24 protein-coding genes and 1 tRNA gene are annotated in these 21977 nt (G+C 70.1%); 8 read left to right on the top strand and 17 right to left on the bottom strand.

Going from position 1 to position 21977, the window contains the following annotated elements; translation table 11 throughout:
- The first annotated feature begins 28 nt into the window (after nt 1-28).
- Together HMPREF1529_RS10340 and HMPREF1529_RS10335 are read left to right on the top strand one after the other, a co-directional pair.
- On the top strand, nt 29-1279 hold the full coding sequence (locus HMPREF1529_RS10340) for an MFS transporter (protein ID WP_005055087.1): 1251 nt from the start codon (nt 29-31) through the stop codon (nt 1277-1279).
- Between the two features lie 35 nt (nt 1280-1314).
- Complete coding sequence (locus tag HMPREF1529_RS10335) at nt 1315-1971, top strand: DUF6226 family protein (protein ID WP_005055085.1); 657 nt, start codon at nt 1315-1317, stop codon at nt 1969-1971.
- Between the two features lie 11 nt (nt 1972-1982).
- Here the strand turns inward: HMPREF1529_RS10335 and HMPREF1529_RS10330 are convergent, their stop codons facing one another.
- From HMPREF1529_RS10330 to HMPREF1529_RS10295, 8 genes are all read right to left on the bottom strand, one after another.
- Entirely contained in the window at nt 1983-2408 is a 426-nt protein-coding gene (locus HMPREF1529_RS10330) for a pilus assembly protein TadG-related protein (protein ID WP_005055083.1), read from the bottom strand.
- The gene (locus HMPREF1529_RS10325) at nt 2405-2881 is read right to left on the bottom strand and encodes a TadE family protein (RefSeq protein ID WP_332248122.1); all 477 of its coding nucleotides are present in this window, start codon (nt 2879-2881) and stop codon (nt 2405-2407) included. Before HMPREF1529_RS10325 ends, HMPREF1529_RS10330 begins: the two co-directional genes overlap by 4 nt.
- The gene (locus HMPREF1529_RS10320; RefSeq protein WP_005055079.1) at nt 2865-3254 is read right to left on the bottom strand and encodes a TadE/TadG family type IV pilus assembly protein; all 390 of its coding nucleotides are present in this window, start codon (nt 3252-3254) and stop codon (nt 2865-2867) included. Before HMPREF1529_RS10320 ends, HMPREF1529_RS10325 begins: the two co-directional genes overlap by 17 nt.
- A 14-nt stretch (nt 3255-3268) precedes the next feature.
- Nucleotides 3269-3448 carry a hypothetical protein gene (locus HMPREF1529_RS10315; RefSeq protein ID WP_005055077.1) on the bottom strand — a complete coding sequence of 60 codons (180 nt, stop codon included), beginning with the start codon at nt 3446-3448 and terminating at the stop codon, nt 3269-3271.
- A 108-nt stretch (nt 3449-3556) separates the two neighbouring features.
- The gene (locus HMPREF1529_RS10310; RefSeq protein ID WP_005055075.1) at nt 3557-4483 is read right to left on the bottom strand and encodes a type II secretion system F family protein; all 927 of its coding nucleotides are present in this window, start codon (nt 4481-4483) and stop codon (nt 3557-3559) included.
- Nucleotides 4480-5337: a type II secretion system F family protein gene (locus HMPREF1529_RS10305; protein ID WP_005055074.1), complete on the bottom strand. Its 858-nt coding sequence runs from the start codon at nt 5335-5337 to the stop codon at nt 4480-4482. Before HMPREF1529_RS10305 ends, HMPREF1529_RS10310 begins: the two co-directional genes overlap by 4 nt.
- The gene (locus tag HMPREF1529_RS10300) at nt 5334-6524 is read right to left on the bottom strand and encodes a CpaF family protein (RefSeq protein ID WP_005055072.1); all 1191 of its coding nucleotides are present in this window, start codon (nt 6522-6524) and stop codon (nt 5334-5336) included. Before HMPREF1529_RS10300 ends, HMPREF1529_RS10305 begins: the two co-directional genes overlap by 4 nt.
- 90 nt (nt 6525-6614) lie before the next feature.
- Complete coding sequence (locus HMPREF1529_RS10295) at nt 6615-6836, bottom strand: hypothetical protein (RefSeq protein ID WP_005055070.1); 222 nt, start codon at nt 6834-6836, stop codon at nt 6615-6617.
- A 166-nt stretch (nt 6837-7002) separates the two neighbouring features.
- Between HMPREF1529_RS10295 and HMPREF1529_RS10290 the strand changes: the two genes are divergently transcribed.
- The 3 genes from HMPREF1529_RS10290 to HMPREF1529_RS10280 all read left to right on the top strand — a co-directional run bounded on the left by HMPREF1529_RS10290 (nt 7003) and on the right by HMPREF1529_RS10280 (nt 8787).
- Nucleotides 7003-7830, top strand: a complete 828-nt coding sequence (locus HMPREF1529_RS10290) for a formate/nitrite transporter family protein (protein ID WP_005055068.1) — start codon at nt 7003-7005, stop codon at nt 7828-7830.
- A gap of 12 nt (nt 7831-7842) precedes the next feature.
- Nucleotides 7843-7924 (top strand) — tRNA-Leu (locus HMPREF1529_RS10285).
- A 137-nt stretch (nt 7925-8061) separates the two neighbouring features.
- Nucleotides 8062-8787 (top strand): DedA family protein, encoded by a 726-nt coding sequence (locus HMPREF1529_RS10280; protein ID WP_005055062.1) that lies wholly within the window; start codon nt 8062-8064, stop codon nt 8785-8787.
- 1 nt (nt 8788) lies between these two features.
- Here HMPREF1529_RS10280 and ku read toward each other — a convergent pair whose 3' ends face one another.
- Nucleotides 8789-9637 (bottom strand): non-homologous end joining protein Ku, encoded by an 849-nt coding sequence (gene ku / locus HMPREF1529_RS10275; protein ID WP_005055061.1) that lies wholly within the window; start codon nt 9635-9637, stop codon nt 8789-8791.
- 59 nt (nt 9638-9696) lie between these two features.
- Here ku and HMPREF1529_RS10270 point away from each other — a divergent pair, with 59 nt between their 5' ends.
- On the top strand, nt 9697-12108 hold the full coding sequence (locus tag HMPREF1529_RS10270; protein WP_016464756.1) for an ATP-dependent DNA ligase: 2412 nt from the start codon (nt 9697-9699) through the stop codon (nt 12106-12108).
- A gap of 3 nt (nt 12109-12111) precedes the next feature.
- Here the strand turns inward: HMPREF1529_RS10270 and HMPREF1529_RS10265 are convergent, their stop codons facing one another.
- From HMPREF1529_RS10265 to murI, 5 genes are all read right to left on the bottom strand, one after another.
- The gene (locus tag HMPREF1529_RS10265; RefSeq protein ID WP_016464755.1) at nt 12112-12714 is read right to left on the bottom strand and encodes a hypothetical protein; all 603 of its coding nucleotides are present in this window, start codon (nt 12712-12714) and stop codon (nt 12112-12114) included.
- Between the two features lie 262 nt (nt 12715-12976).
- Nucleotides 12977-13894 carry a cation diffusion facilitator family transporter gene (locus HMPREF1529_RS10260; protein ID WP_016464754.1) on the bottom strand — a complete coding sequence of 306 codons (918 nt, stop codon included), beginning with the start codon at nt 13892-13894 and terminating at the stop codon, nt 12977-12979.
- A gap of 65 nt (nt 13895-13959) precedes the next feature.
- Complete coding sequence (gene rdgB, locus HMPREF1529_RS10255; protein ID WP_016464753.1) at nt 13960-14604, bottom strand: RdgB/HAM1 family non-canonical purine NTP pyrophosphatase; 645 nt, start codon at nt 14602-14604, stop codon at nt 13960-13962.
- The gene (rph, locus tag HMPREF1529_RS10250) at nt 14601-15338 is read right to left on the bottom strand and encodes a ribonuclease PH (protein WP_005055050.1); all 738 of its coding nucleotides are present in this window, start codon (nt 15336-15338) and stop codon (nt 14601-14603) included. Before rph ends, rdgB begins: the two co-directional genes overlap by 4 nt.
- Nucleotides 15335-16171 (bottom strand): glutamate racemase, encoded by an 837-nt coding sequence (gene murI / locus HMPREF1529_RS10245; RefSeq protein WP_016464752.1) that lies wholly within the window; start codon nt 16169-16171, stop codon nt 15335-15337. Before murI ends, rph begins: the two co-directional genes overlap by 4 nt.
- Nucleotides 16172-16237: 66 nt before the next feature.
- On the opposite strand from murI, the gene HMPREF1529_RS10240 reads away from it, so the two are divergent.
- Nucleotides 16238-17572, top strand: coding sequence for a nicotinate phosphoribosyltransferase (locus tag HMPREF1529_RS10240; RefSeq protein WP_016464751.1), 1335 nt, complete (start codon nt 16238-16240; stop codon nt 17570-17572).
- A gap of 10 nt (nt 17573-17582) precedes the next feature.
- Here the strand turns inward: HMPREF1529_RS10240 and HMPREF1529_RS10235 are convergent, their stop codons facing one another.
- The 3 genes from HMPREF1529_RS10235 to HMPREF1529_RS10225 are packed head-to-tail and all read right to left on the bottom strand — an operon-like array spanning nt 17583 to nt 20930.
- Nucleotides 17583-17855, bottom strand: a complete 273-nt coding sequence (locus tag HMPREF1529_RS10235; RefSeq protein ID WP_005055043.1) for a DUF3039 domain-containing protein — start codon at nt 17853-17855, stop codon at nt 17583-17585.
- A 55-nt stretch (nt 17856-17910) separates the two neighbouring features.
- Nucleotides 17911-19464: a hypothetical protein gene (locus HMPREF1529_RS10230; protein ID WP_016464750.1), complete on the bottom strand. Its 1554-nt coding sequence runs from the start codon at nt 19462-19464 to the stop codon at nt 17911-17913.
- Nucleotides 19440-20930, bottom strand: coding sequence for an ABC transporter ATP-binding protein (locus HMPREF1529_RS10225; RefSeq protein WP_084675244.1), 1491 nt, complete (start codon nt 20928-20930; stop codon nt 19440-19442). Before HMPREF1529_RS10225 ends, HMPREF1529_RS10230 begins: the two co-directional genes overlap by 25 nt.
- A 102-nt stretch (nt 20931-21032) precedes the next feature.
- Here HMPREF1529_RS10225 and HMPREF1529_RS10220 point away from each other — a divergent pair, with 102 nt between their 5' ends.
- Complete coding sequence (locus HMPREF1529_RS10220) at nt 21033-21965, top strand: hypothetical protein (RefSeq protein WP_016464748.1); 933 nt, start codon at nt 21033-21035, stop codon at nt 21963-21965.
- Nucleotides 21966-21977 lie beyond the last annotated feature (12 nt).

The raw sequence follows: 21977 nt of genomic DNA, 5'->3' as shown, positions 1-21977 counted from the left end.
CCCCGCGTCTGCCCCCGGAATGGGCCCGATGCTCTGGCGCCTGGCGCCCATGATCTACGGTCCGACGGTGCTCTTCGCTCTTGGCGAGGGCGCCGTGGTCCCGCTCTTTCCGGTGATCGCGGCGCAGCTGGGTGCCGACGTGCCGACCGCGGCGCTCGTGGCATCCGCCCTCGTCGTCGGCCAGCTGTGCGGCAACATCCCGGCGGGGTGGGCCGTGAGCCGCATTGGCGAGCGGATGACGATGATCATCGGCGGCGTGCTCGCGCTCGGCGGCGTGGCGGGCATGCTGTTCGCCCCGAGCCTGCCGGTGCTCGCCGCGGCGGTGTTCCTCATCGGATTCTGCGCGGCCGCGTTCGGCCTGGCGCGGCACTCGTTCATGACGACGCGCGTGCCGGTCGCCTACCGGGCCCGGGCGCTGTCGCTGCTGGGCGGCACATTCCGCCTCGGCATGTTCGTCGGGCCGTTCCTTGCCGCCGCGCTCATCGCGATCTTCGGCGATGAGCACTCGACGGTCTGGTTCTTCGGCGTGTGCCTGCTCGCCACGATCGCCCTGCTCGTGTTCGGCCCCGATCCGGAGGATGCCGTGCCGGTCCCGCGCGTCACACGTTCGTCCGGCGACTCGAGGCTCGCCGAAGACACCGGTGAGCCTGTCACCGGGTCGATCCCCGTGCCCGAACGCGTGGGCGTGTTCCGGACGATGTGGCGTTTCCGCGGCGTGCTGTCCCGGCTCGGGCTCGCGGCGGCATCCCTGTCGGCGGTCCGCTCGGCGCGGCAAGTGGTGCTGCCGCTGTGGGGTGTGTCGATCGGGCTTGATGCGCAGACGATCGCGCTTGTCGTGGGTATTTCGGGCGCGATCGATTTCGCCCTCTTCTACGCGAGCGGCCAGGTGATGGACCGTTTCGGCCGCCTCTGGGCGGCGCTGCCGGCAATGGTGCTGATGGGCTCGGGCTTCCTCGCACTCGCGTTCACGCACGACCTCTCGCAGGCCGCGATGTGGTTCGCGCTGTTCGCCGCGGTGCTGGGCGTGGGCAACGGGCTTTCCAGCGGCATCCTGCTCACGCTCGGCGCCGATGTGGCACCGCAGGAGGATCCGGCGGCCTTCCTCGGGTCGTGGCGGACGCTGACGGATGCCGGGGGTGCGATCGCTCCCCTGCTCGTCTCGGCCGTCGCCGCGGTACTCTCCCTCTCGGTCGCGACCGGCGTGATCGGCGTGATCGGGCTCGCGGGAGCGGTCGGCTTCATCCGCTGGGTGCCGAGATTCGTCCCCCGCGAGCGGTGAGTGCGCACCGACCAGCGCTGCGGCAGGATGACGGGATGAGCCCGTACACCCGCCCGTCGATCGCACCGCAGGTGTTCGTCGACGCCGACGGACAGGTCATCGACTACGGAAACCGGTGGCCCGATTCGCCGCCCACCGCGGCGTACTCCGTCACCGCGCACCCGGAACGGTACGCGCCCCTGCACACGGTCGCGGCGGCGCTCATCGAGCATCTGCGCGACACGTACGACGTCGAGGTCGACGAAGGTGCGCATGTCACCGGCGACCTGATCGCCACACCGAGCTGGGACATCCCGCGCGCGGTGCGGGTGCGACCGCGCGACGCCGCCTGTGCTCCGTTGACCTTCGTGTTCACCGCGTTCCCGGGAGTGGTGGTGCACGCCGGCCTGCTGCACGACTTCCCCTATCCGCTGTGCGGATGCGACGCCTGCGACACCACGTGGCAGCGCGAGGCCGACGAGCTCGAGGAGCACGTCTTCGCCGTCGTCACCGGCAACTACACCGAGAGCATCGAACGGCGCGACGGAGAACCGGCGGCGTGGTACCGGGTGCGGTTCGCCAACGGCTCATCCGGTGGTTCGTCGAGCATCAGCACCGTGGCTCCGGAGCGCCTCGAGGCCGCGGCCGTCACGCTGGCGGACCTGCCGTCGGGATGGAGACCCTGGCCGCTGCGCCACGCGGCAGAGGCGTGACGAGGAGGTCGCTATTGCAGCGCCGTACGGCTGGTCGCGGTGGCCCGCAGCGGCCAGCCGTTCGGGACGAACAGCGTCAGCACGGGAGGGTGCCAGGTCGTCGCGACGGTGACGCGCGCCGAGACACCATCGGGTGTGGATGCCGCAACCAGCTCGGCCGTCTGGGTGGCCGCGAGCAGCTCCTCAGCCTGAGCGTAGACGCCGGGGTCCGTCAACCGTGCGGTGGGACCGGTCGCGTCGACGGAGAGGGTGAAGCCGTCCGCCCCGGCGAGCGCAGCCGCGTCCGCTGCGGCATCCAGGCGCTTCTGCGTGAGGTAGAGACTCGTCGCGTCGACGCACACGAGCACCAGAACGACCGCGATGACGAAGTAGCCGAGCGCCAGGATCAGCACGCTGCCGTCTTCATCGTCTCGAAGGCGCGACGCGAGGGCCCTCACGGCTCGACCCAATAGCGGGAGACCTTCTGCACCCCGGTCGCGGTGACTGGCACGCGCGTCGCCTGGTCGAGACCCAGCACCGGCGGGACGAGCGGCAACGGCACCTCTGCCGTCACGGTGACCGAGAGCATCGCGCCGGCCGCGGGGCACGGCCCGGGCGTGGCGCACTGCACCTGAACGTCGAGAGTCGAGCGGTCGATGCCGTATTCGGCGACGATGGCATCGACGACCCGCTGAGTGCGGGCGTCGGCTGTCGCTCGGTCGGATGACGAGGCGATCGTGCGGGCGAGCTGCCGTGCAGCCGTTTCGGCTCCCAGCGCCTGGGATTGGATGCTGCCGAGCGCGACGATGAGGTAGACGAGGGGCACGAGCAGGATGAGCCCGACGGTGATGAACTCCAGGGATGCCGAGCCGCTGTCGTCTCTGAGCGTCGCGCCCCGGATCGCTCGCGGTGCGTCAGTCGAAACTCTCACGCGGGGCACGGGCGCTCACCTCCATCCCGGAGGGCACTCCGAGCAGTCCCACCAGTGGGAGCGTCGCCACCACGCGGACCTCCACCTCCGGTCCGCGCGCCGTGTCGGTGTCGGCTGCGCTCACCCGAGCGCCGATGCCGTCACCCACGGCCGTCGCGATCAGCTGTGCAGTGCGTGCGGCGCCGGCTTCGGCATCCGTGTCGGCGAGCGCGCCGAAGTAGGCGCCCTCCACCGCCGCATCGTGGACGACGTTGCGGATGTACACGGAGAGCGCCAGCTGCAGCACGCCGAGGGTCAAGAGAGTGAGAAGCGTTCCGACGAGCACGAACTCGACGGTGCTCGAGCCGCGCTGATCGTGGCGGAGGCTCTCCACGCCGATTCCCGGAGTCAGAGTCCCGAGACGCGGCTCAGCGCCTGCTCGAACAGCGCAGCCAACGCGGGGCCGGCGAGAGTCCAGATCGCGACGACGAGTCCGGCCGTCATCAATGTGACGAGCACCCAGCCCGGAACGTCACCCGTCTCATCGTCGACGAACTCGCGCAGTGCGGATCGGTGGGAACTGTCCATGCGTCGAGTCTGCTCGGATGAGATTTCGCACGCGGGAGTTATCCACAGCAGTGGGAACGAGACGCGAGGTATCGCGCTGCGCGACGACGACCGGCCCGGCTCAGCCGGTCAGCCGACACCGAGGCGCAGCATGACGATGCCGGGGAAGATCGCGAAGAGAACCGACAGGGGCAGAATCAAGAACACGAGCGGCAGAAGCATCAAGATCTCCTTGCGCCCGGCCAGCTCGAGCAGCCCCCGCTTGGCGTCCTCTCGCGCGTCGACGGCCTGCTCCTGCAGAACATGCGCGAGGGGCGCTCCCCGGTCCATCGCCGCCACGAGGTGCTCGATCGCGCGCGCGAGTGCCGGCACGTCGAGGCTCTTCGACACCGAGAGAAGCGCGTCGGGCAGGCTCGAGCCCGTGCCGCTGGCCAGCACTGCCGCGCGGAACTCACCGGTCAGCACGCCGGAGCCGACCTCGCCCACGCGACGCAGCGCATCGCGCAACCCTTCACCGGCAGCCAGGCACAGCGAGAGGAACTCCAGCACGGTCGGAAGCTCCTCCTCGACGCGCGCGATCCGCTGACGCGCCGCTCTCGTCAGCCGGTAGTCGCAGCCGAGAACTCCGGCCGCGGCGAACAGTGGTGGCAGAAGTGCGAGGGTCGGCGCTGCGCGCCCGAGGAGAGTCAAGGCGACGACGAGAAGGCCACCCGCTCCGAGGCCCCCTACGGCCCACCCGAGCTGCAGGGCGCGGAAGGCCACGACGTCCTGGCGCCACCCGGCCTGGCGCAGGCGACGCGCGACGCTCCCTCCACCGCCGAGTCCGACCCAGGATGCGGCGACCCGGTCTCGCACGAGCCGCCACGACGATGCGACCGCCGGCGCCGCGAGCGGAGTGATGCCGCGCGGATCGGCGATGTCGCGCAGGTAGGGCGCGACGCGACGCGACAGCGAGGGCGCCGCCCACCGCGGAAGCCGGCCGATGGCCAGCACAAGCCCCGCTCCCAGCGCGACACCGAGGACGACGGCGGATGCGGCGAGGCTGACGATGCTCATGCGAACCACCGCCGCGGCTCCGGCAGGCGACCGATGCGAATGGTGAGGCGGTAGGCGCCCACCGAGACGACGGCACCGATGATCACCACCACGACGCCGGCGGGACTCGCATACGCGCTGGCCCCTTCGGGGCGAAGCGCCAGCAGACCCAGCACGATCCAGGGTGCGACCACGCCGACGACCGCTGCTCCACGCACCCATGACTGTCGCGCCTCGACTTCGGCGCGGAGGGTGGCGTCGGCCCGCACGGATGCCGAGAGCGCACGAAGCACGGCGGTCAGCTCGGTCCCTCCGACCTGGCGTGCCATGCGGAGCGTCTCGATGATCCGGTCGGCCACCGGATCGGCGAGGGCTGCCTTGAGGCGGAGTGCGCTGGAGTCGAAGTGTCCGGACGCGGCCATGTCGACGCGGAAGCGGTCGAACGCAGGGCGCAGCGGAGGGGGTCCGCTCGTGGCGAGAGCGGCCACGGCATCCGGCAGCGACATGCCGGCCCGGGCGGACGAGATCAGCAGGTCGCACACGTCCGACCACAGCGCGCGGCGTGACCGCCGAAGCCGCCGCGCACGCCCGCGGAGCCACGTGAAGGGCGCTGCCGCTCCAGCCGCCGCCGCGACCAGCGCGACGGCGCCGAGCCCAGTTACCAGCCAACTGATGGCGCAGAACAACGCAGACAGGACAGCCGCGATGAGCACCGGGCGCATCGTGGAGGCGTGGGCGAAACCCGCCTCATCGAGCATGCGCGATACACGACCGTCCCGCTGCGGTGCCTCGCGGCGCTCGCTCGCCGGCCACAGCCAGGGCGACAAGACGAGGAGGATGCCGGCAGCGAGCACCGCGCCCCACACGACCGTCATGAGCGGCCCCGCCGAAAGACGACGCGGGTGTCGATGACATCGTCGTGAATGCGACCGGTCGTCTCGATGACCTCCTCGACGAATCGCTCACCGCCGGTGCCGCGCCGGCAGTGCACGACAAGGTGGACGCCGGTCGCGATGGCGGGTTGGACGAACGCGGCGTCGATGTTGCGGCCCGCAAGCAACGGCAGGGTGGCCAGGCGAGACAGGGCATCGTCGGCGCTGTTCGCGTGGATCGTCGCCGCGCCCGGCACGCCGGTATGCAAAGCGAGAAGGAGATCGAGCGCCTCCGCGTCACGGACCTCCCCGACGATCAGGCGATCGGGGCGCATGCGCAGTGCCTCCTTCACGAGGCGACGCAGGCTCACCGCGCCCGTCCCCTCCAGACTCGGCTGGCGCCCCTGCAGGGCGACGATGTCGGGAGCCGTGACCGCCAGTTCGAAGGTCTCCTCGACCGTGATGATCCGCTGCTCGGGGCGACACCCGCCGATGAGCGCCGCCAGCATCGTCGTCTTGCCCGCATGTGTGGCTCCGGACACCAGAACGTTTCGCCCCTCCACCATGGCGTCGCGCAGCATGTCAGCGACGTGCGCGGGCAGCGATCCTGCGCCGACGAGGTCGTCCAGGCTCCGCCGCGCGGGAAGGAACTTGCGGATGTTGACGGCGAGGTGCGAGCGCGTGATGTCGGGGATGACGACGTGAAGTCGGCTTCCGTCCGGAAGTGACGCGTCGACGAACGGCTGGCTGAGATCTACCCGTCGTCCGGTGGCGTGCAGCATCTTCTCGACGAGATCGCGCACCGCCTCGTCGCTGAGGCGCATCGGGACGCGCTCGCTGCGCCCCGCGCGCGCCGCGAAGACCGCACCGGGACCGTTGATCCAGATCTCCTCGACTTCCGGGTCGTCCAGCAGCGGTTGCAACGGTCCGTAGCCCGTCACCCGCGCAAGCACGTCGCGGACGGCTGCGCCCTCGTCGTCGACGAACTCGAGCCCACGGGCAAGGGCATAGTCGTTGTGACGGCGAACCTCCGCTACGGCCGCCTGGTGGGCGCGATCGGGGTGGCGGAGCGGATCGGCCTGTTCCTCACGAAGCCGGTCGCGCACACGTTCCGCGATCGCCTGCACAACACTCGCCGACGCCCCCGCCGACACGAGCGGCGCGTCGGGCGTGTACGTGGAGGGGCTCACCTCGGCATCGTGGCATCGTCGGCGCACCGCCGGTGAGAGATATCCACAGCCCGACGCCTGTCCAGCGACAGCTCTCTTCGCCGTGTGACGCTAGCTCGACCGGGAAGCGCGCATCATCCATGACCACCACGCCAACGCAGGCATAGCGATGCCGACGGTGACGGCGGCAGCGGCATCCGGAACCGCGATGCTCACCCCCACGCCCATCACGATCATTCCAAAGGTGAGGGCTGTGGCGAAGAGGTGCGGGCCGGGCCGCGAAATAGTGGTGAACCAGCCAGGCCGGCCCTCCTGCTTGTCCTGCATCATCATCGATACTCACCTCTCTGCACTGGTCGACACACGACGAAGGCGCACTGCTGTCGGCGCGAGAGCCGCTGCACGCTCCGCTGCGAACCTACCCGTTCACATCTCAGTGCTCGATTTTCCACAGCCCAACCACCCCATGTGGTCTGACCACTCTTCGTAGACTGCCGTCGTGCTCACGATTCCCGAGACCCTGCAGGTGCAGGCCGATGCCGCGGTCCACAAGGCCGACGGACTGCGCTCCCCCAGCCGCTTCGCCGTGTCCGGCATGCTCGCCGGCGCCTACATCGGCATCGGCGTCGTCCTCATGGTCGCGACCGCCGGTCCTCTCATCGCCGCCGGTGACGGCCTGGCCAAGCTCGTCGCCGGCCTCGTGTTCGGCGTCGCCCTGACACTCGTCGTCTTCGCCGGCGCCGACCTTCTCACCAGCGCGATGATGATCCTCCCCCAGGGCGCCCTGATGGGCGCGGTCGGGTGGTGGCGCGCGATCGGCACCATGGCAGCCACCTTCGTCGCCAACCTCGTCGGCGCCCTCGTCTTCGCCGGACTGATCGTCGCGTCGGGGGTCCTGCATTCCAACGCACCCGCCGGCAAGATGATCGCCGACATGCTCGCCGCCAAGGCGGAGGAGGGTCCGCTGCAGCTGTTCGTCCGCGGCATCCTCTGCAACGTGCTCGTGTGCCTCGCGATCTGGATGTGCGCGCGCGTGCGCTCCGACGTCGCCAAGATCCTGCTGATCTTCGCCGCGATCCTCGCCTTCATCAGCTCGGGCTTCGAGCACGTCGTCGCGAACATGACCACCTACGGCATCGGCCTGTTCAGTGGCGACCCCCACTTCACCTGGGGGCTGTTCGCGAACAACATGCTCTGGGTGGGGCTCGGCAACCTCGTCGGCGGCGGCATCGTCGTCGGACTCGGCTACTGGATCGTCGGCGGTCGCCCCCGCGCTGCGGCCCTCACCGACACCCACGCCCCCGAGACGGCCGACGCCGCCGGATAGACTGACTCCCGCGCGGGAGTGGTGAAATCGGCAGACACGCAGGATTTAGGTTCCTGTGCCTTCGGGCGTGTGGGTTCAAGTCCCACCTTCCGCACAGAGCGAGTCGGCGCGCGGCGCCTGGATTGATCAGCCGATTCACCGCAATCACTCGGGAACCGCCCCGGTAGACTGACCGCGACCGCTCACCTCTCGGAGCGGGCCCTCCACCGCCGATCTACCGACGGGAAGTCTGTGCACGCTCTCGCCCTCATCCCCTGGCTCGACCCCGCAGCCATCATCCAGAACGCGGGCCCGTGGGCTCTGCTGGTGGTGTGCTTCATCGTCTTCGCCGAGACCGGTCTGCTCATCGGGTTCCTTCTTCCGGGCGACACGCTGCTCGTCATCTCCGGCCTGCTGTCGCACGCCACCGCGACGACGCCGCACGGGATCTTCGGCATCAGCGTCTGGTGGGTGGCGCTGCTGATCGGACTCTCCGCGTTCATCGGCGGCGAGGTGGGCTACTTCATCGGTCACAAGGGCGGACCGGCCGTGTTCGAACGCAAGGAATCGGGTCTGTTCAGCCGCAAGAACGTCGAGCGCACCAACGCGTTCTTCGAGCGCTACGGCGGCCTCACGGTCATCCTGGCCCGCTTCGTTCCGATCGTGCGCACCTTCGCGCCCGTCGCGGCGGGCGTCGGCCACATGCCGTGGCGCAAGTACTCGCTCTACAACCTCATCGGCGCGGTCCTCTGGGGCTTCGGCCTCACGATGTTCGGTTACCTCATCGGGTTCATCCCGCCGGTGGCCACGTTCGTCGAGAACTACATCGACCTCATCCTGCTCGCCGCCGTCGGCGGCACCGCCCTCGTCACGATCTGGCACTACTTCTCCGAGCGCCGCGTCGTGAAGAAGGAGAAGGCGGCCGGACTCACCCCCGAGACCGTCGAGCCGCTCGAGGACGACGCGCCCGCCGTCTGACTCAGGACGCTTTGGTGGCCTTGCCCTTCTTGGGCGAGGCCACCTTCTCTTTCTCCGCCCGCGCCGCGCGGCTGCGCTCCACGCTGGCCTTGAGGGCCGCCATCAGATCGATGACCTCACCGCCGGCATCCTTTTCGCCCTTCTCACCGAAGGTCTCGGACGTGTCGAGCGCGTCGCCCTTCTCGAGCTTGGCGTCGATGAGGGTGCGGAGCTCCTGCTGATACTCGTCGACGAACTGGCCGGGGTCGAAGTCGGCCGAGAAGCTCTCCACGAGGGATGCCGACAGCTCCAACTCCTTGTCGGAGATCTTGACCGGCTCATCGAGGGCGGCGAATGAGGCTTGCCGCACCTCGTCGGCCCACAACAGGGTCTGCAGAACCAGCACGTCGCCGCGGACCCTCAGAGCAGCCAGTCTCGTCTTCTGGCGCAGCGAGAAGCGCACGACGGCTGTCCGATCGGTCCGCTCCAGGGTCTGGCGCAGCAGCACATACGCCTTCGGCGACGACGAGTCGGGCTCGAGGTAGTACGGACGGTCAAGGGTCAGCAGATCGATCTGGTCGCTCGGGACGAACTCGACCACCTCGATCTCGCGACTGCGCTCTGACGGCAGTGCGGCCAGGTCTTCGGCCGTGAGCACCACGGTGCGCTCGCCGTCGTCGTAGGCCTTGTCGATGTCGGCGTACGGCACGACCTCACCGTCCAGCTCGCAGACCCGCTGATACCGGATGCGGCCGCCGTCGGCCGCATGCACCTGATGCAGCGGGACGTCGTGGTCTTCGATTGCCGAGTAGACCTTCACCGGCACGTTCACGAGGCCGAACGTCAATGCGCCCTTCCAGATCGCTCTCATGTGGCCATCCAAGCGGCTGCCGCCCGCCGACGCCAGGGGCTGGACGCTAGCCTGGCGCCATGGCACAGTCAGCGCAGGTGGTCGACGTGGGCGGTCGTCGCCTGCGTCTGAGCAACCTCGACAAGGTGCTCTATCCCGCCACCGGCACCACCAAGGCCGAGGTGATCGACTACTACTCGCGCATCGCTCCCGTGATGCTGCCGCACCTGGCCGGCAGGCCGGTGACGCGGCTGCGCTGGCCGGAGGGCACCGGCGAGCCGCCCTTCTTCGCGAAGGACCTCGAAGCCGGCGCGCCCGAGTGGATGCCGCGACACGCGATCGACCACTCGGGGGGCGCCAAGGACTACCCGCTGGTCACCGACGTCGCCGGGCTCGTGTACCTCGCGCAGGTCGCGAGCCTCGAACTCCACACGCCGCAATGGCGCTTCGACCATGGCGGACGCGGCTGCCCCGACCGCCTCGTGCTCGACCTCGACCCGGGCCCCGGAGTCGGGCTCGCCGAATGCGCGGAAGTGGCCCGACGGGCCCGCGGCATCCTGTCGGACATGGGCATGGAACCGTTGCCGGTGACGAGCGGGTCCAAGGGCATCCACCTGTACGCGGCGCTCGATGCCACCCGCTCCAGCGACGAGATCTCGGCGGTTGCGCGCGAGCTGGCGCGGGCTCTGGAAGCCGACGACCCCGCCCTCGTCGTCAGCGCGATGAGCAAGGCGGCTCGCCCCGGAAAGGTGTTCGTCGACTGGAGTCAGAACAACGCAGCCAAGACCACCATCGCCCCGTACTCGCTGCGCGGACGCGCGCAGCCGACGGTCGCCGCCCCTCGAACCTGGGCCGAGCTCGACGATCCCGACCTGCGCCACCTGCTGCTCGACGAGGTGCTCGCGCGAGCCGCGGCCGACGGTGACCTGCTCGCCGCCCTCGCACCCGACCCCCTCGCGCCCTACATGGCCAAGCGCACCCCCGCCGCCACCCCCGAGCCCTTCCCGTCGAGCCGCCATGTATCCGCCGAGCCGCCACGTTCTGGCGCGCCGAATCATGGCGGCTCGGCAGAATCATGGCGGTTCGTGATTCAGGAGCACCACGCGTCGCGGCTGCATTGGGACCTCAGGCTCGAGCGCGACGGGGTGCTCGTCAGCTGGGCGGTGCCGCGCGGCATCCCCGATTCTCCCGACCGCAACCATCTGGCGGTGATGACCGAACCGCATCCGATCGAGTACCTCACGTTCGCCGGCGAGATCCCCGCCGGCGAGTACGGCGCCGGCACCATGACCGTCTGGGACTCCGGCACGTTCACGGTGGAGAAGTGGCGCGACGACGAGGTCATCGCGACGCTCAGCGGGCGCACCGGCGGCCCCCTCGGGCAGGTCCGTCTCGCCCTAATCCGCACGTCGGGTACCGGTGAGAAGTCGCAGTGGCTCCTGCACCGCACGAAGGATGCCGCGACGCCTCCCGTGCGCGCCGCTCGCGCCGGTCACCGCGCCACATCCCGCGCGTTAGCCGGAAGTGACGCGCCGATGCTCGCCGTGTCGACGACACCGGCGCTCGCCGCCTCCGCCGCCCGGCGCTGGGGCGACGTTCCGTGGGTCGAGTTCAAGTGGGACGGCATCCGCGCGATCGGCACGTGGGATGGCGAGCGGCTGCACCTGCGCGCCCGCAGCGGCACCGACATCACGGAACGCTACCCCGAGCTCACCGCTGCCGACCTCGGGCTCCGCGCTCTGCCCGCCGTCATCGACGGAGAGATCGTCGCTCTGGATGCCGCCGGCCGCCCGAGCTTCACACGGCTGCAGTCGCGTATGCATCTGACCGGCGTTCACGAGATCGCCCGCGAAGCCCAGGCGACACCCGTTCACTACTTCGTCTTCGATCTGCTGCGCGTCGACGACGACGATGTCTCTGCCCACCCCCTCCGCGAGCGGCGCGACCTGCTCCTCACCCTCACCGCCGATGCGGCTCCCCCGCTCGTCGTCCCCCCGATCACCGACGACATCGCCGATGCGTTGACGGCCGCCGTCGACCTGCGGTTGGAAGGCGTCGTCGTCAAGGACCCTCGCTCTCCCTATCGGCGCGGCGAACGCTCGGAGGAGTGGCTCAAGGTGAAGCTGACGGCCATGCAGGAGGTCGTGATCGGCGGCATCCGCCCCGGCAAAGGCGAACGACGCGACGGCATCGGCTCGCTACTGCTCGGCATCCCGGATGCCGAGGGCCTGCGCTATGTCGGGCGCGTGGGATCGGGGTTCAGCGAGCGCGAGCTCGGTCGCCTCGAACAGCAGCTGCGGCCGCTGCGCACCGAGACGAACCCGTTCATCGGTGTCCCCGCCGCAGACGCATCGGACGCGCTCTGGCTGCGCCCGGAACTCGTCGGCGAGGTCGAGTACGCGGAGTTCACTCCGAACGGCACGCTGCGCCACGCGCGGTGGCGAGGACTCCGCGCCGAGAAGCAGCCGGGGGACGTCCGCCGCGAGGAGTAGTCCTCACGCAGGTGCGCTGGTCGGCGCAGGCGGGTCGGCCGCGAACACGGCGACCGCGGTGCCGTCCCACACGAACTGGAGCGCCGTGCCGACGGGGAAGTCAGCCCTGAGTTCACCGGGACTGTCGAGCTCGACTTCCCGGCTAGCAGTCGCGGGGAAAGGGCCCGCCGCGCAGCCCATCGTGAACCGGATGCCTTCATCACCCGACGACGAAGACTCCGAGCCCACAAGAATGCACGCCTGCGTGACGTCGAGAACACCATCGTCGAAGAAGGCGATGACGAGTCCGTGGTAGCGATAGACCGTCGTCGCCTGCGTGAGAATCGACATCGACTCTCCGGTCGGCAGATCGGTGATCGGCTCGTCGAGGCTGGCGACCTGACGCGCACCGGTCACTGCCGATACCGGCCGCAGTGACGCTAGTCCGAAGACGAGCGCACCCACGACGATCGCGACCGCGACGATCGACGCGGCCCACCCGATGAGCAGCGCACGACCGATCCGAGGAGGGGTCGGCGTCGCGCGGGCGTGAGCCTCCGCCCGCTGCGGCTCAGCGGAGGTGACGGCGATGTCGAGGGCGGACGGAGCCTGTGCCGCCGGCGGCACCGAGCTCTCCGGTCTCGGCGGACGAGGTCCGAACAGTACCTCCGCCTCCGCCATCCGCGCCGCCGTTGCGGGGGTCGAACCGCGGTCGTGGCGCTCCTCGAGCTCGCGAAGCCGAGCGAGCGCCACCGGGTCGTCGACGATGTCAGCGTTCGGCCATACGCGCGTCGGCGCAGCGCCGCGAACTCCTCGCGGGTGGCGGCATCCATGCTCTGCATCGTGACACATCCGAACGCCGATGCGTCATCAGACGCACGTCCGCGTGTCAGACGTGCGCCTCGTGCTCGCGGTGACCGGCGGGTTCGAACTGGAAGGTGGAGTGCTCCACATCGAAGTGTCGCGACAGGCACCCTTGCAGACGGGACAGCAACGCACCCGTGCCCCCGGATGCGCCGGCCAGCACGTCCTCGGCGACGACCACGTGCGCGGTGAAGACCGGCGCTCCCCGGGTGAGCTGCCACACGTGCACGTCGTGCACATCGACGACGCCGTCCTCTCCGAGGATGTGGTCGCGGATCTCCGCAACCTCGGTTCCCTTCGGCGCCCGCTCCCCCAGCACCGAGAACACCTCGCGCAGCAGACCGACGGCGCGGGGCAGGATCATTACCGCGATGAGGAGAGAAGCGAGCGCATCCGCCGGCATCCACCCGGTCGTCCAGATGATCGCGGCGGCGACGATGACCAGCGCCGACCCGATGAGATCGCCGAGCACCTCGATGTAGGCGCCGCGCACGTTGATGCTGCGCTTCTGCGCCGCGCTCAGCAGGTACATCGAGACGGCGTTGGCACCCAGGCCCACCGCCGCCACGAGAAGCATGAGCCCACCGGCGACCTCAGCCTCGCCGGGGGTGACGAGTCGCTGGACGGCCTCGACGGCGATCCACACCATCAGCGCGATCAGGATCACCGCGTTGACGAGCGCCCCGAAGACCTCCGCGCGCTGGTATCCGTACGTGTTGCGGTCGTTCGCGGGACGTGCGGCCACCGTCGAGGCGATCAGCGCGATCACGAGCGCCGACGAGTCCGTGAACATATGCGCGGCGTCGGCGAGCAGGGCGAGCGAACCCGTGAAGAGTGCGCCGACGACTTGCACGAGCATGACCGTGGCGGTGAGGCAGAGCGAGATCGTCAGCAGACGACGGTTGCTCGACTGCCTGATTCCGGTCGGTGCGTGATCGTGCATAGGTCGAGGCTAGGGCGCGCACAGCCTCCGCACGGCAGCTTTCGCCTAGTCGGGAATGAGAGCGGTTATCGCTCCAGCGTGCTCAGCAGCGGCGCCAGCGCCACGAACGCCCGAGCACGGTGTGATGCCGCGTTCTTCTCCTCCGCCGACAGGTCGGCGGCCGTGCGGCCGTGCTGGTCGTCGGGCAGGAAGATCGGGTCGTAACCGAACCCGCCACGGCCCGACGGCGCGGTCGCGAGCCTGCCCGGCCACACGCCTTCCACCGTGTCCTCACGGGCGACCCCGTCCGGCCCCGGAACGACCAGGGCGATCGTAGAGACGAACTGCGCAGTGCGATGCGGGTCGGCGATGTCGGAGAGCTGATCGAGCAGCAGCTCCAGATTGGCGCGCGCGTCCTTGCGATGGCCGGCCCAGTACGCCGAGAACACACCGGGGGCGCCGCCGAGCACGTCCACGCACACACCCGAGTCGTCCGCAAGCGCCGGCAGCCCGGTGTGCGCCGCGGCGGCGCGGGCCTTGATGAGCGCGTTCGCCGCGAACGTCACGCCGTCCTCGACGGGCTCGGGGCCGTCATAGCCGATGACCTCGAGGTCGGGACGTACGCGCGCGACGATCGCCCCGAACTCCTCCACCTTGTGCGGGTTGTGGGTCGCCAGCACGATCCGGCGGAAGCCACCGGTCGGCGTGGAGGAGTTCGGGACGCCGGTCACGACGCGAGCACCGCAGTCTGCGCGTCGCGGAGGTCGGCGCAGCCGGCCACGCCCAGTTCGAGCAGGGCGTCGAGTTCGCGCTTGTCGAAGGGCGCGCCCTCGGCCGTCCCCTGCACTTCGACGAACAAGCCGCGGCCGGTGACCACGACGTTCATGTCCGTCTCGGCACGCACGTCTTCGACGTAGGCGAGGTCGAGCATCGGCTCGCCGTCGATGATGCCCACCGACACCGCGGCGACCGAGTCGAGGAGCACCTTCGCGTTCTTGCCGACGAAGCCCTTGGCACGCCCCCACTCGATCGCGTCGGCCAGCGCGATGTAGGCACCGGTGATCGCGGCGGTGCGCGTGCCCCCGTCGGCCTGCAGGACATCGCAGTCGATGACGATCGTGTTCTCGCCCAGAGCCTTGGTGTCGACGACAGCGCGCAGCGCGCGACCGATCAGGCGGGAGATCTCGTGAGTGCGCCCGCCGATCTTGCCTTTGACGGCCTCACGGTCGTTGCGTGAGTTCGTGGCACGCGGGAGCATGGCGTACTCCGCAGTCACCCAGCCTTTGCCCTTGCCGGTGAGCCAGCGCGGCACACCTCCCGTGAAGGATGCCGTGCACAGCACCTTGGTGCCGCCGAAGGAGATCAGCGCCGAGCCTTCGGCGTGCGCGGACCAGCCGCGTTCAATGGTGACGGGGCGCAGCTGATCGGGGGTGCGGCCGTCGGCGCGGGTGGTGGAGTCGGTCATGGGGTCCCCTTCCAGGGGTGCGGGAGGTCGATGGCGCCGGTCTGCACCAGGCGCACGCTGGACACGCCGCGGCCCATCAGCCGATCGGCGAGACGAATGAAGTCGTCGGCGGAGTCGCCGGTGGCTTCGTAGACGTGGGTGGCCACGGCATCCGGCCCGGCCAGCAGGTCACGCGAGACGAGCTGGCGGTAGACGTCCTTGGCGGTCTCGGAGTCGCTCGAGACCAGCGAGACGTCCGGCCCCATCACGTAGCTGATCGCGCCTTCCAGGAAGGGGTAGTGCGTGCAGCCGAGCACCAGAGTGTCCACGCCGGCGTGGCGCAGCGGCGCGAGGTACTCCTCGGCGACGGCGAGGACCTCGGCGGACCCGGTCACACCCGCCTCGACGAACTCGACGAACCGCGGACAGGCCCGCGTGAACACCGACAGATCCTCGTTGACGCCGAGCATGTCCTGGTAGACGCCCGATCCGATGGTGCCGACCGTGCCGATCACGCCCACGCGGCGATTGCGAGTGGTGGAGATCGCCGTCCGCACCGCCGGCCCGATGACCTCGACGACGGGCACGTCGTAGCGCTCGCGCGCGTCACGGAGAACCGCCGCGGATGCCGTGTTGCACGCGATCACGAGCATCTTCACGCCCTGGTCGACGAGGGTGTCGAGCACCTCGAGACTGTAGCGCCGAACGTCCGCGATCGGCTTCGGCCCATACGGCGAATGCGCGGTGTCGCCGATGTACAGCACCGACTCCCGCGGCAGCAGCTGCGAGACGGCGCGGGCGACCGTGAGTCCACCGACACCGGAGTCGAAGATGCCGATCGGTGCGTCATTCACGGTTCTCCACCCTACCCGCCGCCGTGCCGACGGCGACGTCACCAGCGCCGTCGCTAGAGTGACGGCATGACCCGCGCCGAGGCCCCGTCGTCCGCCCTGCTCACCGATCGCTACGAGCTGACCATGATCGACGCGGCCCTGCGTGACGGCACCGCAGCGCGCCGCTGCGTGTTCGAGCTGTTCGGACGGCGCCTGCCGGGAGCGCGCCGCTTCGGCGTGGTCGCGGGCACCGGACGGCTCTTGCAGGAGCTGCGGGCGTTCCGGTTCGGGGACGACGAGCTGCGCTACCTCCGCGACAACCGCGTCGTCGGAGCCGAGACGCTGCGCTACCTCGAGAACTACCGTTTCACCGGGAGCATCCACGGCTACCGCGAGGGCGAGCTCTACTTTCCGGGATCACCGGTGCTCACCGTCGAGAGCACCTTCGCGGAGGCGGTCGTGCTCGAGACTCTGGCGCTCAGCATCCTCAATCACGACTCCGCGGTGGCCAACGCCGCCGCACGCATGAGCATCGCCGCCGGGGACCGTCCGCTCGCCGAGATGGGCTCGCGTCGCGCAGCGGAGCGTTCCGCCGTCGCGGCCGCTCGTGCCGCCTACATCGCCGGATTCGGTGCCACGAGCAACCTGCAGGCGGGACGGGAGTGGGGCATTCCCACGATGGGAACCGCCGCTCACGCGTGGACGCTGCTGCACGACAGCGAAGAGGACGCGTTCCGCAGCCAGATTCAGGCACACGGCACCGACACGACGCTGCTCATCGACACCTACGACATCCGCCGCGGCGTCGAGACCGCGATCCGCGTCGCCGGCACGGGCCTGGGCGGGGTGCGCATCGACTCCGGAGACCTGCCCACCGTGGCTGCGGAGGTACGAGCGCAGCTGGACGGGCTCGGCGCGACCGGCACGCGGATCACGGTCACGAGCGATCTCGACGAGTTCGCCCTGGCTGCACTCGCGGCATCCCCCGTCGACGCCTACGGCGTCGGGACGTCGGTGGTGACCGGATCGGGCGCGCCCACAGCCGGGATGGTCTACAAGCTGGTCGCCCGCCAGGATGCCGCCGGAGGCTGGGTCGCAGTGGCCAAGACCTCGACCGACAAGGGGTCCAAGGGTGGCCGCAAGGCCGCGTTCCGCACCCTGTCCCGCGGTACCGCGACGAGCGAGCTCATCGCCGTCTCCGACGGGTTCGAGCAGATGCAGACGGCGGCGGATCATCCCGAGGCGCGCGCCCTGCAGGTGGCGCTCGTCGAAGCCGGTGAGCCCGACCCCGCATTCGAGGGGGCCGAGGGCGTCGCTCGCGCGAGGGAGCATCACGCGATCGTTCGCGAAGAGCTTCCCGTCACGGGGCTCGCACTGAGCCGGTCCGACCCGGCTCTGCCCACGGTCTACATCGACGCGTGAGCGGGACGAGTCAGCTCATGAGCGACTCGTAGATCTCCTTGCACGTGGGGCACACCGGGAACTTCTCCGGGTCGCGACCGGGAGTCCACTTCTTGCCGCACAGCGCGCGCACCGGCTTGCCCGTGAGCGCCGACTCGAGGATCTTGTCCTTCTTGACGTAGTGCGAGAAGCGCTCGTGGTCGCCGGGCTCGATGTTCTCCTCGCGCAGAAGCTCTTCGAGCTCGCGATCAAGGGTGGCGACGCCGCCGTCACCGGGTGCGTCGGGGCTGTCGAGGGGGCTCATGGTGACCGATTCTATCGGCGGTAGGGCGCCCCCGGACCGGTTCGTGCACAGAGGGTCACGTCGACTCGGCGAACTCCATCAGACGCTCGCCCGTGCGGTCGAACACGGCCCCGCCGGCGAAGATCCCGATCAAAAGCGCCAGCGCGCCGATCCCCACGCCGCCCCACAGCGCGGTCCACGCCCAGCTCTCGTCCCCCGTCAACGCGAGCCAGGCCCACCACAACGCCGGAACGCTGAGGAGCACCGCACCGAACATGACCACCGCCTGCGAGAGTCCGCCGCCCGTGCGCTGCGGCTGCTGAAACGGACTGTCGCCCGGCCGGGAGACGGCGTAGGGGGCGATGACCGAGGTGAGCGAGGACAATCCGAGACCGCCCAGGAAGAGGCTGGCGCACACGCCCGCCATCGCGGGGAGCATCGCCCAACGACCATGCAGGGAGATCGTCACCGGCACCGCTACCGCCAACAGGACCACGCCCACGACCGCGATCGGCACGAGACGTCCGGCCCGGTCGGCCGCACCGCGCACGGCCCCCGCGATGTGCATCCACAAGGCCGTGGAGTCGTAAGCGAGGTCGTTGTGCGGCAGCCATCCCAGGAAGAGCGCGATCAGCGGCGCCGGTAGCAGCACCGCGAACTCGAACGGCACGCCGACCAGCAGGAGCGGGATGATCGTCAGGGCCGCCGCGATCGGCACGATGATGATGTTGACCAGATATCGCGGATCGCGGAACCAGTAGATGATGCTGCGCGCCGCGATGCCGCCGGCAGCCGTGCCGCCGGTCAGATCGAACCAGCCGAGCCCGCGTCGCTGACGTGCGGCCCCCGGGCGCTCCGTCGTCGTCATCAGCCGGTCGACGAGCCAGAACCACAGCGCCGCAAGCACCGCGACCGACAGCACCGCGATCACGGCGGGGGCAGCGGCGCCGCCGCTCAGCGCGCGTTCGGGAAGCGCCCAGGCGGCCCCCAGAGGCGTGAGCGCGAGCAGGTCGACGGCCGCGACGAGGGCGGACGGGACTCCTTGTGTCCACTGCAGGGACGCGAGGAAGACGACGACGGGAACGACGACGACGATCAGGGCGATGAGGAACACGCCCGTCAGCTCTCTCGAGTGGCGATCGCGGACCATGCTCGCCAGGGCGAGGCCGATCTTCGCAAGCAGCAGGCAGGTGAGCACACCCAACACGGCGGAGACGATGGACACCCACACCGGAGCTCCGCGATCGGTCCACAGCGCGCTCAGCGCCACCGCGACGACGATCAGGGCGAGCGCCGGCACGCTGATCGCGCTGGCCAGCAGCGTCACCCCGGCGATCTCGCGGGGCGAGGCTCCGACCACGGCGAATCGTCGCGGGTCGAGCTGGTCGTCCACGCCGCCCACCAGCACTGTCACGAAGAACCCGAGAGTGAGGGCGGATGCCGCGACGATCGTCACCGCGAAAGCCGCATCCTCCGAGGAGGCGTGCAGGCGCCATGCGGCGATGCACACCGCCACCACGACCACCGCGATCACCGCGCCGCCGACCAGGGTGCGCACGGTCTGGCGTCGACCTCCGCGCAGAGCGCCGAGGAGGAGGTCGAGCCTCAGTCGGAGAACGTGTGCAACCACTCGAGGCCCTCCGCATCGCTGATGCCGCCGGACAGCTCGATGAAGCGCTGTTCGAGAGTGAGCTCCCCTCGCACCTCGTCGACGGTCCCCTCGGCGAGCACGCGGCCTCCGACGATCACTGCGAGTCCGGAGCAGACGCGCTCCACGAGCTCCATCCCGTGACTGGAGAGCACCACCGTGCCGCCGTGCGCGACGTAGGCGGACAGGATGTCGAGGACGACGGCGGACGAGACCGGGTCGACCGACTCGAACGGTTCGTCCAGCACCAGGACGCGCGGCGAGTGGATCATCGCGCCGGCGAGCATGATCTTCTTCGTCATGCCGGCCGAATAGTCCGACACAGGTCGGGACAGGGCATCGGTGAGATCGAACGCCCGCGCCAGCTCGGCCGTGCGACTCTCCACGACCGCCGATCGCAGCCCTCGCAGCACGCCGTAGTAGTGGAGCAGCTGTCGACCGGTCAGCCGGTCGAAGGTGCGCAGCCGATCGGGGAGGATGCCCATCTTCTGCTTCGCCTGACGCGGCGCGGAGGCCAGGTCGACACCTGCGATGCGAATCTCGCCACTGTCGGGGCGGAGCAGACCCGCGATCATCGACAGCGTCGTCGTCTTGCCCGCCCCGTTGGGCCCCACGATCCCATAGAAGGTACCGGCGGCGATCCGGAGGTCGATCGCGACGACCGCGACGGTCGCACCGAAGGTCTTCGTCACGCCGCTGAGGCGGACCGCGTCGACCTGCTCGTCCGCGACGGACTCGTCGACGGTGCGTTCGTCGTCCGCCGTCGACGACGCCGTGACGGCGAGGATCTCCGCGAGCGGGGATGCTGCGTCGTCCGGATCGGGCAGAGGCTCCGGGTCCACGAGGGACTCGACGTCAGCCGCAACTTCGGGCGAAACCTCAGGTGCGGCTTCGTGCGAAACCTCAAGTGCGGCCTGGACATCGTCCGCACCCACCGGCTCGTCCTCGACGCTCACAGCCGCCTCGGTCACCGCGACAGCATCGCCCTCGTGCTCGCCGTCGACCTCGACCTCGACGGCGGGCTCCGGCCGCTCCGCTTGGGGCTCTCGCTCGACGGGCGGAATCTCCACGGTCGTCGTCTCCGCACCGCTCACGGCGGTGGTGTCCCCTGCGGCAGGCCTCGGCGGGAGTTCATCCGGCTCGATCGATGACAGCGGGGCGGCAGCCTCGAATCGTGCGGCCGCCACTGCCGGCGGCACATCCGGCCGCGGCGGTGTCGGTGTCGGTCTCGGTGTCGCCTTCGGCTTACGAGGCCGGGGCGCGCGTTTGGCGGCGGGCGTGGCCGCGGGCCGGCGCGGTCGCGGCGGCGCGACCGGTTCGTCTTCGCGCCCGCCGTCGCGGCGATCGAGCTGAGCTGCCGCCTCGGCGGCGGGCACGACAGGCAGCGGCGGCAGTGCGTGCACGCCGTCGTCGTCGTCGTCCGCGGGGGTCGGATGGGGGGCGCTCACCCGTCAAACCTAGCAAGCCGACCCGACGATCGCCCCGATCGTCCACACACCCGCGTCAACGCTCAGCCGCTCTTCAGCGGCCGTCCATAGGATCGTGCCGTCATGGCCAAGATTCCCCGCATCCACACGCTCCCCGATGACGCGCCGTGGGCCGGCGGCCTGCCCCCGGAGGGGTCCCCCGAGCACCCCCGGACCATTCGCGCACTCGACCGGGTCCTTCAGGTTCAGCGTCCCGCCGTGATCGCACATCTGCGCAGCATCCGCCTGCGTCACCCCGACGCTTCGACCAGCGACATCGTCCGCATGCTCGAACGCCGCTACCTCGCCGCGGTGACCACCGGCGGCGCAGCCGTGGGGGCCACCGCCGTGGTGCCCGGCATCGGCACCGGCATGACCCTCGCGCTGTCCGGCGTCGAGACGGTGGGCTTCCTCGAGGCCACGGCGCTGTTTGCGCAGTCGCTGGCGGAGCTGCACGGCATCCGCGTGGAGAACCCCGACCGCGCACGCGCTCTCGTGCTGACGCTCATGCTCGGCAAGGAGGGCGTCGATCTCGTCGCCCAGCTCGGCCGGCAGATCGCCGGCTCCGGCGCGTCTCGGCCCGCGTACTGGGGTGAGCTCGTCACGAAGTCGCTGCCTCGAGCCGCGGTGGGTCCTCTCGTCGACCGGCTGAAGTCGGCGTTCATCCGTCAGTTCGCCGCTAAGGGCAGCGCCTCCGTCATCGGCAAAGCGCTCCCCTTCGGCATCGGCGCCGCCGTCGGTGGCACCGGAAACCACCTGCTCGGGCGACGCGTCGTCGTCGGATCCCGCCGCGCCTTCGGGGTGGCACCGCTGCAGTACCCCGCAGAACTCGAGCCGCGACCCGGGGCGACGCGCGTGGAGCGCACCGCGTTCGGCTTCGTTCGACGCACCGGCAGCGCCATCGGCGTCCGGGGGCGATCGGCGGCGACCACGGTCGCCGGTCTCATCCCGCGCCGCAACACGCATCGGTCCCCCACAGCGCCCGGCGAGGATGCCGCGACCCACGAGACCGAGTGATCCTGCGCGCGG

The sequence above is a fragment of the Microbacterium sp. oral taxon 186 str. F0373 genome (assembly GCF_000411455.1).
In the GTDB taxonomy this organism is placed as follows: Bacteria; Actinomycetota; Actinomycetes; order Actinomycetales; family Microbacteriaceae; genus Microbacterium.
Note: the sequence above shows the minus strand (reverse complement) of the source record. Positions and strands in the feature narration are given on the sequence as shown.